This is a genomic window from Modestobacter sp. VKM Ac-2977, from assembly GCF_026968045.1.
GTDB lineage: Bacteria > Actinomycetota > Actinomycetes > Mycobacteriales > Geodermatophilaceae > Modestobacter.
The window spans coordinates 467,871-482,223 of sequence record NZ_JAPVBQ010000003.1 but is presented as its reverse complement, the minus strand read 5'-3'; the positions used below and the strand labels follow the sequence as shown (position 1 = coordinate 482,223).

Sequence of the window (14,353 nt, the reverse complement as noted above, 5' to 3'; positions counted from 1 at the left end):
CCTGCGGATGTGACGGCGCGGAATCCGCCGGACGACCCGTCCTGCCCGCCGGACGACCGTGCGGCGGCACGGACCACCAGGAGGACCGACATGGCGCACGACGGAGCTCTCGAGGGCAAGGTCGCGGTGGTCACCGGGGCGGCGCGGGGCATCGGCCGGGCGGTCGCCCTGGAGCTCGCGGCCGCCGGCGCCGACGTCGGCCTGGGCCTCCGGGACGTCGCGGCCGACGGCGGGCTCGCCGGGGAGATCGCCGCGCTCGGACGCCGGGTGGTCGCCGTCCCGATGGACGTCACCGACCTGTCCCAGAGCCGGGCGGCGATCGACCGGGTGGTCGACGAGCTCGGGTCGGTCGACGTGCTGGTCAACAACGCCGGCGGTGGGGTGATGGCCTCGGCGCTGGAGCTGACCGAGGCGGACTTCGACGCCGTCTGGTCCCGCAACACCCGCTCGACGTTCTTCCTCGCCCAGCACGCCGCCCGGCACATGGCCCGGGCCGGCGGCGGGGCGATCGTCAACGTCGCCTCGCAGGCCGGGCTGGTCGCGCTGCCCGGCGAGTCCGCCTACTGCACCGCGAAGGCCGCCGTCATCCACCTGACCCGGTGCCTGGCCGTCGAGTGGGGCGAGCTGGGCATCCGGGTCAACGCCGTGGCGCCGACCTTCATCGAGACGCCGGGCACCGAGCCGGCGCTGTCCGACCCGGCGTTCCGTGCCGACGTGGTCGACCGGATCGCCGCACTGCACCGGATCGGCCGGCCGGAGGAGGTCGCCACCGCCGTCGCGTTCCTCGCCTCCCCGGCGGCCTCCCTGGTCACCGGCCACACCCTGACCGTGGACGGCGGCTGGACCGCCCGCTAGCCGCCCAGGACGACGAGCAGGTCACCGCCCTCGACATGCTGGACGGCGCTGATCGCCACCCGGGAGACCGTGCCGGCCCGTGGCGCGGTGATCGCGGCCTCCATCTTCATCGCCTCGATGGTGGCCAGCTGCGCGCCCGCCTCCACCATGTCGCCCTCGGCGACGGACAGGCTGACCACCCCGGCGAACGGTGCGGCCACCTGCCCGGGGTCGCTGCGGTCGGCCTTCTCGGTGGGCTGGACGTCGGACGTGACGGACCGGTCCCGCACCGAGACCGGCCGGAGCTGGCCGTTGAGCGTGCACATCACCGTGCGCATCCCCCGCTCGTCGGCGTCGGAGATCGCCTCGATCGCGATGAGCAGCCGCACGCCGGGCTCCAGGTCGACCGAGTGCTCGACCCCCTGGCGCAGGCCGTAGAGGAACTCCTTGCTCGGCAGCACCGAGGTGTCCCCGTAGGCCTCCCGGTGCTCCTGGAGCTCCTTGGTCGGGCCGGGGAACAGCAGCCGGTTCAGCGTCGGCCGCGGCGCCTCCGCCAGACCTGCCAGGTCCTCGTCCGAGAGCTCGGCCGGTGGCTCGGCGGGGCGCCGTCCCTGCAGCGCCTTGGTGCGGAACGGCTCCGGCCAGCCACCGGGCGGGTCGCCCAGCTCGCCGCGCAGGAACGCGACCACCGAGTCGGGCAGGTCGAAGCGCCCCGGGTCGGCGGCGAACTCCTCGACGTCCACCCCCGCACCGACCAGCTGCAGCGCCAGGTCACCGACCACCTTCGACGACGGCGTGACCTTGACCAGCCGGCCGAGCAGCCGGTCGGCCGCGGCGTACATCGCCTCGACCTCCTCGAACCGCTGCCCCAGCCCCAGGGCGATCGCCTGCTGGCGCAGGTTGGACAGCTGCCCGCCGGGGATCTCGTGGGTGTAGACCCGCCCGGTCGGCGCCGGCAGCCCGGACTCGAAGGGCGCGTAGACCCGGCGGACCGACTCCCAGTAGGGCTCCAGGTCGTTGACGCGCGTCAGGTCCAGGCCGGTCGACCGCTCGGTGTGGTCGGTGGCGGCGACGATGCTGCTCAGCGCCGGCTGGGACGTCGTCCCGGCCAGTGCCGCGCTGGCGCCGTCCACCGCGTCGACCCCGGCCTGCCAGGCCGCCATCAGGGTGGCCAGCTGCCCGCCGGGGGTGTCGTGGGTGTGCAGGTGCACCGGCAGGTCGAACCGCTCGCGCAGCGCGGTGACCAGGGTGGCCGCCGCCGGCGGGCGGAGCAGCCCGGCCATGTCCTTGATCGCCAGCACGTGCGCCCCGGCCTCGACGATCTGCTCGGCCAGCCGGAGGTAGTAGGAGAGGTCGTACAGCGTCTCGGCGGGGTCGGAGAGGTCGGCGGTGTAGCAGAGCGCGACCTCGGCGACCGCCGTCCCGGTCTCCCGGACGGCGTCGATCGCCGGGCGCATCTGGCTGACGTCGTTGAGCGCGTCGAACACCCGGAAGACGTCGATGCCGGTGCGCGCGGCCTCGGCGACGAACGTCGTCGTCACCTGCTCCGGGTAGGGGGTGTAGCCGACGGTGTTGCGGCCGCGCAGCAGCATCTGCAGGCAGATGTTCGGCACCGCCTCGCGCAGTGCGGCCAGCCGCTCCCACGGGTCCTCGTGCAGGAACCGCAGCGCGACGTCGTAGGTCGCCCCGCCCCAGGCCTCGATCGACAGCAGCTGCGGGGTCGCCCGCGCCACGTGCCCGGCCACGGCCAGCAGGTCCTTGGTGCGCACCCGGGTGGCCAGCAGCGACTGGTGCGCGTCCCGGAAGGTGGTGTCGGTGACCGCGAGGGCCTTCTGCGCGCGCAGGTCGGCGGCGAACCGCTCGGGCCCCAGCTCGCGCAGCCGGTCGCGGGAGCCGTCCAGCGGGTGCAGCGCCAGGTCCAACCGCGGGAGTTTCTCGACCGGGTCGACCAGGTGCGGGCGCTCACCGTGCGGGGCGTTGACCGTGACGTCGGCCAGGTAGGTGAGCATCTTGGTGCCGCGGTCGGCGGAGCTGCGGGCGGTGAGCAGCTCGGGCCGCTCCTCGATGAACGACGTCGTCACCCGGCCGGCCCGGAAGTCCGGGTCGTCCAGCACCGCCTGCAGGAACGGGATGTTCGTCGACACCCCCCGGATGCGGAACTCGGCCACGGCGCGGCGGGCCCGGGCCACCGCGATGTCCCAGGTGCGGCCGCGGCAGGTGAGCTTGACCAGCATCGAGTCGAAGTGCGCGCCCACCTCGGCGCCCAGGGTGGCGGCGCCGTCCAGCCGCACGCCGGCGCCGCCGGGCGAGCGGTAGGCGGTGATCCGGCCGGTGTCCGGGCGGAAGCCGTTGGCCGGGTCCTCGGTGGTGATCCGGGTCTGCAGCGCCGCCCCGCGCAGCACGATCGACTCCTGGGTCAGCCCCAGGTCCGCGAGCGTCTCCCCCGCCGCGATCCGCAGCTGGCTGCCCACCAGGTCGACGTCGGTGACCTCCTCGGTGACCGTGTGCTCGACCTGGATCCGCGGGTTCATCTCGATGAAGACGTGCCGGCCCTCGCGGTCGACCAGGAACTCCACCGTGCCCGCGCAGCTGTACCCGATCTGCCGGGCGAAGGCGACGGCGTCGGCGCAGATCCGCTCACGCAGGGCCGGGTCCAGGTTCGGCGCCGGGGCGATCTCGATGACCTTCTGGTGCCGGCGCTGCACCGAGCAGTCGCGCTCGTAAAGGTGGATGACGTCCCCCTGCCCGTCGGCCAGGATCTGCACCTCGATGTGCCGGGGGTCGATCACCGCCTGTTCCAGGAAGACGGTCGCGTCCCCGAACGCCGACTCCGCCTCCCGCATCGCCGCCTCGATGGCACTGCGCAGCTGGTCGCGCTGCTCGACCCGGCGCATGCCGCGCCCGCCGCCGCCGGCGACGGCCTTGACGAAGACCGGGCCCTCGATCGCGTCCGCGGCGGCCAGCAGCTCGTCGACGTCGTCGCTGGGCTCGGTGCCCTGCAGCACGGGGAGGCCGGCCTCACGGGCCGCGGCGATCGCCCGGGACTTGTCCCCGGTCAGCTCCAGGACGGCGGCGCTCGGGCCGACGAAGGTGATCCCGGCCCGCGCGCAGGCCTCGGCCAGGTCGGGGTTCTCCGACAGGAAGCCGTAGCCGGGGTAGACGGCGTCGGCGCCGGCGCGCTGGGCGGCCCGGACGATCTCGGCGACGTCGAGGTAGGCCCGCACCGGGTGGCCGGGCTCGCCGATCTCGTAGCTCTCGTCGGCCTTCAGCCGGTGGACGGAGTTCCGGTCCTCGTGGGGGAAGACGGCGACCGTCCCGGCGCCCAGCTCGTAGGCGGCGCGGAAGGCGCGCACGGCGATCTCGCCGCGGTTGGCGACCAGGACCTTGTCGAACACGGGTGCCCCTCTCGGGTCGGTGGGGGCCGACGCTAGCGGCGCGCCCAGCTGCCCGTCTGTTCTGTTGCGCGCAACAGGCGTGCCGGGGCGCCGGGCCGGGTAGCCCCCCCGGCGTGACCGAGCAGACCCCGGCTGACGACGTCTCCTCCGCCCGCGAGCTGAGAGAGGTCGTGCTCGTCTTCGGCGCCTCCAGCGGCATCGGCCGGGCCAGCGCGATCGGGTTCGCCCGCCGCGGAGCCTCCCTCGTGCTGGTGTCCCGCAGCGCCAGCACGCTCGCCGACGCCGCGGCCGACTGCCGCGCCGCCGGTGCCGCGGCCGTCGAGTGCGTGCCGGCCGACGTCCTGGAGGCCCCGGCCGTGCAGGCCGCCGTCGACCGCGCGACGAGCACCTTCGGCCGGCTGGACGTCGTCGTCCACTCCGCCACCGTGATGGCCTACGGCCGGGTCGAGGACCTGGACCCCGCCGTCTTCCAGCGCGTGGTCGACACCGCTGTCCAGGGCACGTTCCACGTCTTCCAGGCGGTCGTGCCGGTGTTCCGTGCCCAACGCCGGGGCTCGCTCGTCGTGGTCAGCTCGCTGCTCGCCTCGATCACCGCCCCGACCATGAGCGCCTACGTCACCGCCAAGTGGGGCCAGCTCGGGCTCATCCGGACGCTGCAGCAGGAGCTGCGCGAACTGCCCGACGTGCACGTCTCCGCCGTCGCCCCTGGCGGCGTCACCACACCGATCTACGACCAGGCGGCCACCGTGCTGGGCAACAGCGCCCACCCGCCGCCGCCGGTCTACACCCCGGAGCGGGTCGCCCGGGCCGTGCTGGACCGGGTGGCGAACCCGCGCCGGCTCAAGCAGTCCGGCTTCGCCAACCCGGTGATCATCGCCGGGTTCCGGCTCTTCCCACCGGTGTTCGACGCCCTGGTCGGCCCGCTGCTCAAGGCGTTCAGCATGGGCCGCGACCCGGTGCCGCCGACCACCGGCAACGTCTTCGCCCCGGTGCCGGAGAAGGAGGCGACGCGCGGCAGCTCCCGGGGCATCTGACGCCCGGTCAGAGGAGCCCGGCGACGTGGGCCAGGATCGCCACCTGGACGCGGTTGGCCGTGCCCAGCTTGGTGAAGACCCGCGAGACGTGGGACTTCACCGTGGCCTCGCTGAGGAACAGCTCCTTGCCGATCTCGGCGTTGGACAGGCCCCGCCCCACGGCCAGCAGCACCTCGCGCTCCCGGTCGGTGAGGGTCTCGATCCGCGCCAGCGCGTCCTGGCGGCGGACGTCGGCGCCCGTGTCGGTGTAGCGGGTGATCAGCCGCCGGGTGGCGGTCGGGGAGAGCATGGCCTCGCCGGCGGCGACCACCCGGACCGCCTGGACCAGCTCCCGCGGTGGCGTGTCCTTGAGCAGGAAGCCGCTGGCCCCGGCCTGCAGCGCACCGAAGACGTGCTCGTCCAGGTCGAAGGTGGTCAGCACCAGGACCCGGGGGGCGTCGGGGCGGGCGGTGAGCGCGGCCGTGGCGGCCAGCCCGTCCATCCGCGGCATCCGCACGTCCATCAGGACGACGTCCGGCCGGTGGCGCAGCACGGCGTCGATCGCGTCCGCGCCGTCCCCGGCCTCACCGACCACGCGCAGGTCCGGGGCGCTGGCCAGGACGGCGCGCAGACCGGCGCGCACCAGCGCGTCGTCGTCGACGAGCAGCAGGCGCACGGGCTCGGCTGCCGACCCGCTCATGTGAGGTCTCCTTCGGCACGATCGGGCCAGGGCAGGTCGGCGTGCACCAGGAAGCCGTCGGGCTGCGCTCCCGTGCTGAGCCGGCCACCCACCAGCTCCACCCGTTCGCGCAGCCCCAGGAGCCCCAGGCCGGCCCCGGGCACCAACGGTGCCGCCGCCGCCACGGGGGCACTGTTGTGCACCCGCACCTGCAGACCGCTGCCCGGCTCGCCGGCCAGCAGCACGGTGGCCGTGCCCCCGGCGGCGTGCTTGTGCACGTTCGTGAGGGCCTCACGCACGACCCGGTGCGCGGTGCGGCCGACCAGCGGGGGCGGGGTCTGCCCGGTCGGCAGGTCGGTGTGCAGCTGCACGGCGACACCTGCCTCGGCGCTCGCCCGGACCAGCCGGTCGACGTCGGCGAGGGTGGGCTGCGGCAGCAGCTCCGCCTCGGCCGGATCGACCGGCTCGGGCAGGCTGGTGTCGGCGCGCAGCACCCCCAGGACCGTGCGGAGCTCCTCCAGGGCCTGCCGGGCGGTCGTGCGGATGAGGGCGGCGGACTGCTCGACCTCGGCCGGGCCGGCCGTCGGGTTCACCTCCAGGCCGCCGGCGTGCAGCGCCACCAGGGACATGCGGTGCGCCAGCACGTCGTGCATCTCCCGGGCGATGCGGGTGCGCTCGGCCTGACGGGTCTGCTCGACGCGCAGCCGCTGCTCGGCCTGGGTCTGGGCGACCCGCTCCTGCAGCGACTGCACCAGGTCGCGGCGGGCACCGAGGTAGGCGCCCAGCAGCACCGGGAACCCGATCATCGCCACCGCGAAGGCCGCCGTGACGACGGCGTACAGGGGATCGGCGAACACCAGGTCGAGCCCGATCTCGGTCGCGCCGTTCGCCACCAGGGCGGCCAGTGCTGCGGCCACCACCAGCGCCAGCCACCGGTCGCGGTGCCGGATGGCCACGGTCAGCAGGGCCAGCCAGACCGGCAGCCACGAGCCCCCCACGGCCACGACGACGCAGCCCAGCAGCGCCACGTGCACCGGGTACCGCCGGCGCCACCACAGGGCGACGGCGACCGTCAGCGTGCCCAGGGCCTGCAGCCAGGTCCAGGTGGGGATGTCCGCCACCGACCCCTCACCGATGACCAGGGTGGCCGCCCCCAGGACACCGAGCGCCACGAAGGCCAGGTCGCGCAGCCGAGCCCAGGGCCACCGTCGGCCACCGGCCACCTCGACGGCCGCCCCGCCACTCGTCTCCACGGGGGTGAGCGTAGAGATCATCCGGCCCCACGCCGTCCCCCGACGGGCTGAGGAGCGGGTCGATGACCTGCGACTTTCGTAGCAACGAGCCGACCACCTCCGGGCGATGCCCGCACCCCCCGGCGCCGGACAGGCTCGTGCCATGAACGACACGCAGACGTCCACCGTCCACCTCGACCCGGAGAACTGGCCCGGCCGCGCCGTGGGCACCGACGCCATGGCAGTCCTCGGTCTGGTCTTCGCCTTCGTCCTCTTCCCGCTCGGCATCGTGTTCAGCGCCCTGGGCCTGCGCAACACCCGCCGGGACGGCAGCCGCGGACGCGGTCTCGCCCTCGCCGGGATGACCATCTCGCTGCTGCAGGTGCTCGCGATCATCGCGCTGGTCCTGTGGGCCGCCTTCGGCGCCGGCTCCTGATGGCCGGGTACGACGCCACCAGGTACGACGCGGCCTGGACCGGCGCCGAGTGCGCCAGCGTCCTCGCCGCCCGCCAGCTCGCCGAGGAGGCCCGGCAGCAGCGGCACCAGCCCCGTCGCCGCCCACCCCACCGTCGCCCGTCCGGCCGGCGGGTTCCCGGTGAGTGCGCAGTTGCGGTCGTCGACACGCGCCGACACGCGTAGGCCGGCGACCACCACTGGCCACTCGACGCCGGCGGGGCGTCGGGGAGGATGGACCGGTGACCTCCCTCCGCACCGCCTTCTCCGCCGAGGTCACCGCCGCCGCCAGTCGGCTGGCCGGCGTCGCCGAGCGGACGCCGCTGCAGCGCAACGCCCGGCTCTCCGAGCTCACCGGCGCCGCCGTGTGGGTGAAGCGTGAGGACCTGCAGGTCGGCCGCTCGTACAAGGTGCGCGGCGCCTACAACACGATCAGCCAGCTGGACGCCGCCGGCCGGGCCGCCGGGGCGGTGACCGCCAGCGCCGGCAACCACGGCCAGGGCGTCGCCTACGCCTGCCGGGTGCTCGGCGTCCGGGGCCGGGTGTTCGTGCCCGGGACGACGCCGCGGCAGAAGCGGCAGCGGATCGCCGCGCTCGGCGGGGACATGGTCGAGCTCGTCGTCCACGGCGACACCTACGACGACGCAGCCGCCGCCGCGACCGAGCACGCCACGATGACCGGGGCCACCCTGGTGCCCGCCTTCGACGCGCTGTCGACCGTCGCCGGCCAGGCCACCGTCGCGTGCGAGCTTCTCGAACAGCTGGACACCCCGCCGGACGTCGTCGTCCTGCCGGTCGGTGGCGGCGGGCTGCTGGCCGGCTGCGGCACCTGGCTGCGCGAGCACGCGCCCGGCGTCCGGCTGGTGGGGGTCGAACCGGCCGGGGCGGCGAACATGGCCGCGGCGCTGGCCGCCGGCCGGCCGGTGGAGCTGGCCGAGATCGACACCTTCGTCGACGGCGCCTCGGTGCGCCGGGCCGGTGACGTGACCTTCCCGCTGGTGCGTGACTCCGGCGCGGAGCTGGTGACCGTGCCCGAGGGGCAGGTGTGCACCGAGATGCTCGACCTCTACCAGGTCGACGGGGTGATCGCCGAGCCCGCCGGCGCCCTGGCCAGCGCGGCGCTCACCGGGGGGTCGGTCGTCGTGGAGCCCGGCCAGACCGTCGTCGTCCTGCTCTCGGGCGGCAACAACGACGTCAGCCGGTACGCCGAGGTGGTCGAGCGGTCACTGGTGCACCGCGGGCTCAAGCACTACTTCCTGGTCGAGTTCCCGCAGGAGCCCGGGGCGCTGCGCCGGTTCCTCGACGAGGTGCTCGGCCCGGACGACGACATCGTGCTGTTCGAGTACGTCAAGCGGGACAACCGGGAGACCGGGGCGGCGCTGACCGGCATCGAGCTGGGCAGCGTCGACGGCCTGGCGCCGTTGCTGGCCCGGATCGAGGCGGGCCCGCTCAAGATCCAGCTGCTCGCCCCCGGCACGACCGCCTACCGCTTCCTGGTCTAGCGCGGCCCCGGCGGGGGCCGCGCCGGCGAGTCACGGCTCGACGGTGACCTTGATCGCCTCGCCCTTCTGCACGATGGAGAAGGCGTCGAGGACGCGGTCCAGCGGCAGGCGCGCGGTGATCAGGTCCTTGACCGGCACCTGACCGGTGGAGATGTACTCCAGCGCCCGCTTGTTGTGCTCGGGCGCCGACCCGTTCGCGCCGTGGATGTGCAGCTGGCGGTAGTGCACCACGTTGGAGTCGCAGGTGATCGTCGGGTTCGTCTTCGGCAGACCGCCGAAGAAGGAGATCCGGCCATTGCGGGCGGCCATCGCGATGGCCTGCTCCTGGGTGACGTTCGCCGCCGTCGCGGTGATGATGACGTCGGCGCCCCGGCCGCCGGTGAGCTCCAGGACCCGGGCGACCACGTCGACCTCGGCGCCGTTGATCACCTCGTCGGGCTGGACGGCGTCGGCCGACATCTGCAGCCGCTCGGCGTTGACGTCGACCAGGATGACCGTGCCGACCTTGTGGACGCCGCGGGCGATGCGGATGTGCATGCACCCGATCGGCCCCGCGCCGAACACGACGAGGGTGTCCCCCTCCTCGATGTCGAGGAGCTCCTGGGCGTTGATGGCGCAGGCGAACGGCTCGGCGGCCGAGGCCTCGTCGTAGCCGACGTTGTCCGGGATCCGGTTGAGGCCGTCGACCTTGAGCACCTGCTGCGGGACGATCATGTACTCGGCGAACCCGCCGTCGTACTGGTAACCGACCGAGGTCTGGTTCTGGCACACCGCCATCCAGCCCTTGCGGCACTCGTGGCACTCCCCGCAGGGCACCGCCGCGATCACCTGCGCCCGGTCCCCCGGGGCCCAGTTGCTGCCGTAGGTCGCGTTGACGTCGGCGCCGACCTCCACCACCTCACCGGCGATCTCGTGCCCGATGGTGCGCGGCGGGGAGAGGTTCTGGTGGCCGTTGTGGAAGATCTTGACGTCGGTGCCGCAGGTGGAGCAGTTCTTGACCTTGAGCTTGATCTCGCCCGGGCCGCACTCGGGCTCCGGGACGTCCTCGAGGCGCACGTCTTCAGGGGCGTAGAACCGCAGGGCCTTCATGTCGTCCTCCGAGTGCTGTGTCGACAGGTGGTGTGTCGACAGGTGGTGTGTCGACGGGTGGTGTGTCGACGGGTGTCGTGTGGACCGAGGGCCTGCCGACGCCGTCCCAGGTGTGGCCCACTGCTGGTGTCCCTGGTCACTCTAGGACCCCACCCCACGCCCGGTTGCATGGTTCTCCGTGCGAACGTGTGGTTTTGATGCCACTTGACCACGATCGCAGGGGTCTATATACAGACATTCACAGATTCCCGTGACTCCGCTCACAGGATTCGGAGCACGTGTCAACCCCCGGCCGGCTGCGTGCCGCTCGCCGACGCCGCAGCTGAAGGAAAGGTCCACTCCATGGCCACGACGACCCACCCGGCCGCCCGTTCGGGCGGGGCGCGGATGCACGTCCAGCGGTTCGGCACCTTCCTGTCGAACATGGTGCTGCCCAACATCGGCGCCTTCATCGCCTGGGGCCTGATCACCGCCCTGTTCATCGAGACCGGCTGGATCACCCTGATCGGTGACGCGCTCGGGTACGAGGGCGGCTACGGGTTCGTCGAGGACCTCGGCGCCTGGGGTGACGGCGCCGAGGGCACCGGGATCGTCGGCCCGATGATCACGTACCTCCTGCCGCTGCTCATCGGCTACACCGGCGGCCGGATGATGTACGACGACAACCTCCGCGGCGGTGTGGTCGGCGCGATCGCCACCATGGGCGCGATCACCGGCGCCGAGGGCACGCCGATGTTCCTGGGCGCCATGATCATGGGCCCGCTCGGCGGCTGGACGATGAAGAAGCTCGACGCACTGTGGGCGCACAAGATCCGCCCCGGCTTCGAGATGCTGGTGAACAACTTCTCCGCCGGCATCTGGGGCGGGTTCCTCGCCGTCGTCGGGTTCGTGGTGGCCGGCCCGGTCGTGCAGGCCTTCAGCAACCTGGCCTCCAACGTCGTCGACACCCTGGTCGAGAGCAACCTGCTGCCGCTGACCTCGATCTTCATCGAGCCGGCCAAGGTGCTCTTCCTCAACAACGCCATCAACCAGGGCATCCTGACCCCGCTGGGCACCACCGAGGCCACCGAGGCCGGCCAGTCGATCCTCTTCCTGCTGGAGGCCAACCCCGGCCCCGGCCTGGGCCTGCTGCTGGCCTTCGCCGTGTTCGGCCGCGGGGCGGCCAAGGCCTCGGCGCCCGGTGCGATCCTCATCCAGTTCGTCGGCGGCATCCACGAGATCTACTTCCCCTACGTGCTGGCCAAGCCGAAGCTGATCGCCGCGGTGATCCTCGGCGGCATGGCCGGCGTGGCCACGAACGTCCTGTTCGGTTCCGGGCTCCGCTCGCCGGCCTCGCCCGGCTCGATCATCGCCGTCTGGGCGGCCTCGCCCCCCAGCAGCCTGATCGGCGTCACGCTCTCGGTGCTGGTCGCCGCCGGTGTCACGTTCCTGGTCGCGGCCTTCCTGCTGAAGCTGGACAAGGACGACGACGGCGACCTGACCGCGGCGACCGCGGCGATGGAGGCCCGCAAGGGCAAGAAGTCGTCGGTCTCCTCGGCCCTGACCGGCGCGGGGGCTGCCCGCTCCGACGGCCCGATCCGCTCCATCGTGTTCGCCTGCGACGCGGGCATGGGCTCCTCCGCGATGGGCGCCTCGGTGCTCCGCAAGAAGGTGCACGGCGCCGGGTTCGACGACGTCACCGTGGTCAACAAGGCCATCTCCAACCTCACCGACGACTACGACCTCGTCGTCACCCACGAGGACCTCACGGAGCGGGCGGAGCAGCGGACCGGCTCGGCGGTGCACGTGTCGGTGTCGGACTTCATGTCCAGCCCGCGCTACGACGAGATCGTCGAGATGCTGCAGCGGACCAACAGTGCGCCGACCGCCGAGGAGGCCACCGCCGCTGCCGCGCCCGACGGCGCCGCCGTCCCCGGGCGCCAGGCGACCGCCCCCGCCGCGGCCGGCGGCACCGCACGGCTGACCGACGAGGGCACGGACGAGGGCGTCGACGTCCTCGCCGTGGAGAGCATCGTCCTGGACGGCTCCGCCACCACCCGGGACGAGGCGATCCAGGAGGCCGGCGAACTGCTGGTCGCGGCCGGCGCCGTCGACCCCTCCTACGTGCAGGCCATGCACGAGCGGGAGACCTCCGTGTCGACCTACATGGGCAACCGGCTGGCGCTCCCGCACGGCACCAACGAGGCCAAGCCGGCCATCCGGCGCACGGCGATCTCCTTCGTGCGCCACGCCCGCGGCGTCGACTGGAACGGCAAGGAGGTCTCCTTCGTGATCGGCGTCGCCGGCGCCGGGGACGACCACCTCAAGCTGCTGGGCCGGATCGCGGAGGTCTTCGTCGACCCGGCCCAGGTCGCCCGCCTCGAGGAGGCCCAGAGCCCGGCCGACGTCCTGGCCGTGCTCGGCTCGCTGCAGCCCGCGTAGCCCGACCAGCGCCCACGACGGCCCCGGCCGACCCACACGGGTCGACCGGGGCCGTCGTGCGTGTTCAGCGGGAGTAGCGGACGGCGGCGCGGGCCTGGGCCTGGGCGGCGAGCACCTCGCGGTCCTTGGGCGGGGCGGTGGTGACCAGGTCGGCGAGCAGGTGCTCGGTCGCGTGCGCGATCTCCTCGACCGCCCGGTCGAACGCCGCCTGGTTGGCCTGCGACGGCTTGGTCGACCCGCTCACCTTGCGCACGTACTGCAGCGCCGCCGCCCGGACCTCGTCGGAGGTGGTGGCGGGCTCCAGGTTGTGCAGGACGTGGATGTTCCGACACATGCCGCGCAGCGTAGGCCCGTCCCCTCACCACCAAAATGGCCATTTTGGTGGTGAGGGGGGCCAAAGTCGCGACTTTGGCCCCTGGCCGCCCCCGCTCCACGTCGAGTGACAGGTGAGGGGGCTTCCCGGCGGGCGGATGCCCGCTGGGCTGTCACTCGACGAGGCAGGGCCCTAGGGGACGACGGTGGTCGTCGGGGTGCCGCCGCGGGCCAGGGCGCGGCTGATCACCAGGCGCTGGATCTGGTTGGTGCCCTCGAAGATCTGCATGACCTTGGCCTCGCGCATGTACCGCTCGACCGGGAAGTCGCGGGTGTAGCCGTACCCGCCCAGCACCTGGACGGCGTCGGTGGTCACCTTCATCGCGTTGTCGGTGGCCACCAGCTTGGCGATCGAGGCCTGCTGGCCGTAGGGCTGGCCGGCGTCGCGCAGCCGGGCCGCGAACAGGTAGGTCGCCCGCGCGGTCTCGACGGCGGCGGCCATGTCGGCGAGCAGGAAGCCCAGGCCCTGGTGCTCGATGATCGGCTTGCCGAAGGTCTCCCGCTCCTGGGCGTAGGCGACCGCGTCGTCCAGCGCGCCCTGGGCCAGGCCGGTGGCGACGGCGGCGATCCCGAGCCGGCCGGCGTCCAGCCCGGCGAGGGCGATCGACAGCCCCTCGCCCTCCTCGCCCAGCCGGCGGTCGGCGTCGATGCGCACGCCCTCGAACCGCATGGTCGCCGTGGTCGAGCCGGTCAGCCCCATCTTGCGCTCGGCGGTGTCGGCGGACAGCCCGTCGCTGTCGGCGGGCACGAGGAAGCAGGAGATGCCGCGCGGGCCGTCGTCGGAGGTCCGGGCCATGACCTTGTAGAAGTCTGCGTGCCCGCCGTGGGTGGTCCAGGCCTTCTCCCCGGTGAGCACGTACGAGTCGCCGTCCCGAACGGCCCGGGTGCGCATCGCCGCCGGGTCGGAGCCGGCGTGCGGCTCGGACAGGCAGTAGGCGCCCAGCAGCTCGCCGCCGAGCATCTCCGGCAGCCACTGCTGCTGCTCGGGCGTGCCCCGGGTGGCCAGCCCGAAGCAGGACAGCCCGTGCACGCTCACCCCCACGCCGACGCTGGCCCAGGCGGCCGCGATCTCCTCCAGCACCTGCAGGTACACCTCGTAGGGCTGGCCACCGCCGCCCAGCTCCTCGGCGTAGGGCAGGCCCAACAGCCCGGCCCGGCCCAGGGTGCGGAAGACGTCCCGGGGGAACTCCTCGGCCGCCTCCGCCACGGCGGCCCGGGGCGCGAGCTCGTCGCGGGCCAGCTGCCGGGTGAGGTCGAGCAGGTCGGCGGCCTCCTGCGTGGGGACCAGACGACGGACGGGCACGGTGCACCTCCAGGCGGGCCGGGACGACGCCGTCCCGACCTGGTTGCAGTACTCCCGGAC

Annotated in this window: 11 protein-coding genes; 5 read left to right on the top strand and 6 right to left on the bottom strand. The window is 73.5% G+C overall.

The annotated features are described in order from the left end of the window. Positions 1-90 precede the first annotated feature (90 nt). Positions 91-855 carry an SDR family NAD(P)-dependent oxidoreductase gene (locus tag O2V63_RS15090; RefSeq protein WP_269168377.1) on the top strand — a complete coding sequence of 255 codons (765 nt, stop codon included), beginning with the start codon at positions 91-93 and terminating at the stop codon, positions 853-855. On the opposite strand, the gene O2V63_RS15085 is transcribed toward O2V63_RS15090, so the two are convergent. Beyond that, positions 852-4,229 carry a pyruvate carboxylase gene (locus O2V63_RS15085; protein ID WP_269168376.1) on the bottom strand — a complete coding sequence of 1,126 codons (3,378 nt, stop codon included), beginning with the start codon at positions 4,227-4,229 and terminating at the stop codon, positions 852-854. The genes O2V63_RS15090 and O2V63_RS15085 overlap by 4 nt on opposite strands. A gap of 113 nt (positions 4,230-4,342) precedes the next feature. Between O2V63_RS15085 and O2V63_RS15080 the strand changes: the two genes are divergently transcribed. Further along, entirely contained in the window at positions 4,343-5,263 is a 921-nt protein-coding gene (locus O2V63_RS15080; protein ID WP_269168375.1) for an SDR family NAD(P)-dependent oxidoreductase, read from the top strand. 7 nt (positions 5,264-5,270) lie between these two features. Here O2V63_RS15080 and O2V63_RS15075 read toward each other — a convergent pair whose 3' ends face one another. Then, complete coding sequence (locus O2V63_RS15075) at positions 5,271-5,942, bottom strand: response regulator (RefSeq protein WP_269168374.1); 672 nt, start codon at positions 5,940-5,942, stop codon at positions 5,271-5,273. After that, a complete protein-coding gene (locus O2V63_RS15070) occupies positions 5,939-7,174 on the bottom strand; it encodes a sensor histidine kinase (protein WP_269168373.1) in 1,236 nt (411 codons plus the stop codon). The genes O2V63_RS15075 and O2V63_RS15070 overlap by 4 nt, the downstream gene beginning before the upstream one ends. Positions 7,175-7,316: 142 nt before the next feature. Here O2V63_RS15070 and O2V63_RS15065 point away from each other — a divergent pair, with 142 nt between their 5' ends. Then, positions 7,317-7,589: a DUF4190 domain-containing protein gene (locus O2V63_RS15065; RefSeq protein ID WP_269168372.1), complete on the top strand. Its 273-nt coding sequence runs from the start codon at positions 7,317-7,319 to the stop codon at positions 7,587-7,589. A gap of 259 nt (positions 7,590-7,848) precedes the next feature. Then, on the top strand, positions 7,849-9,108 hold the full coding sequence (gene ilvA / locus O2V63_RS15060) for a threonine ammonia-lyase IlvA (protein ID WP_269168371.1): 1,260 nt from the start codon (positions 7,849-7,851) through the stop codon (positions 9,106-9,108). Positions 9,109-9,138: 30 nt separating this feature from the next. Here the strand turns inward: ilvA and O2V63_RS15055 are convergent, their stop codons facing one another. Continuing rightward, positions 9,139-10,197 carry a zinc-dependent dehydrogenase gene (locus O2V63_RS15055; protein WP_269168370.1) on the bottom strand — a complete coding sequence of 353 codons (1,059 nt, stop codon included), beginning with the start codon at positions 10,195-10,197 and terminating at the stop codon, positions 9,139-9,141. Positions 10,198-10,539: 342 nt separating this feature from the next. Between O2V63_RS15055 and O2V63_RS15050 the strand changes: the two genes are divergently transcribed. Then, positions 10,540-12,618: a PTS mannitol transporter subunit IICBA gene (locus O2V63_RS15050; RefSeq protein WP_269168369.1), complete on the top strand. Its 2,079-nt coding sequence runs from the start codon at positions 10,540-10,542 to the stop codon at positions 12,616-12,618. A gap of 64 nt (positions 12,619-12,682) precedes the next feature. Here the strand turns inward: O2V63_RS15050 and O2V63_RS15045 are convergent, their stop codons facing one another. Further along, entirely contained in the window at positions 12,683-12,952 is a 270-nt protein-coding gene (locus O2V63_RS15045; RefSeq protein ID WP_269168368.1) for a DUF2277 domain-containing protein, read from the bottom strand. A 171-nt stretch (positions 12,953-13,123) separates the two neighbouring features. After that, a complete protein-coding gene (locus tag O2V63_RS15040) occupies positions 13,124-14,293 on the bottom strand; it encodes an acyl-CoA dehydrogenase family protein (protein WP_269168367.1) in 1,170 nt (389 codons plus the stop codon). Positions 14,294-14,353 lie beyond the last annotated feature (60 nt).

Excerpts from the sequence above, each read along its gene's own strand:
- O2V63_RS15090 (WP_269168377.1), top strand. The coding sequence starts at position 91 with ATGGCGCACGACGGAGCTCTCGAGGGCAAGGTCGCGGTGGTCACCGGG.
- O2V63_RS15075 (WP_269168374.1), bottom strand. The coding sequence starts at position 5,942 with ATGAGCGGGTCGGCAGCCGAGCCCGTGCGCCTGCTGCTCGTCGACGAC.
- O2V63_RS15065 (WP_269168372.1), top strand. The coding sequence starts at position 7,317 with ATGAACGACACGCAGACGTCCACCGTCCACCTCGACCCGGAGAACTGG.
- O2V63_RS15055 (WP_269168370.1), bottom strand. The coding sequence starts at position 10,197 with ATGAAGGCCCTGCGGTTCTACGCCCCTGAAGACGTGCGCCTCGAGGAC.
- O2V63_RS15050 (WP_269168369.1), top strand. The coding sequence starts at position 10,540 with ATGGCCACGACGACCCACCCGGCCGCCCGTTCGGGCGGGGCGCGGATG.
- O2V63_RS15045 (WP_269168368.1), bottom strand. The coding sequence starts at position 12,952 with ATGTGTCGGAACATCCACGTCCTGCACAACCTGGAGCCCGCCACCACC.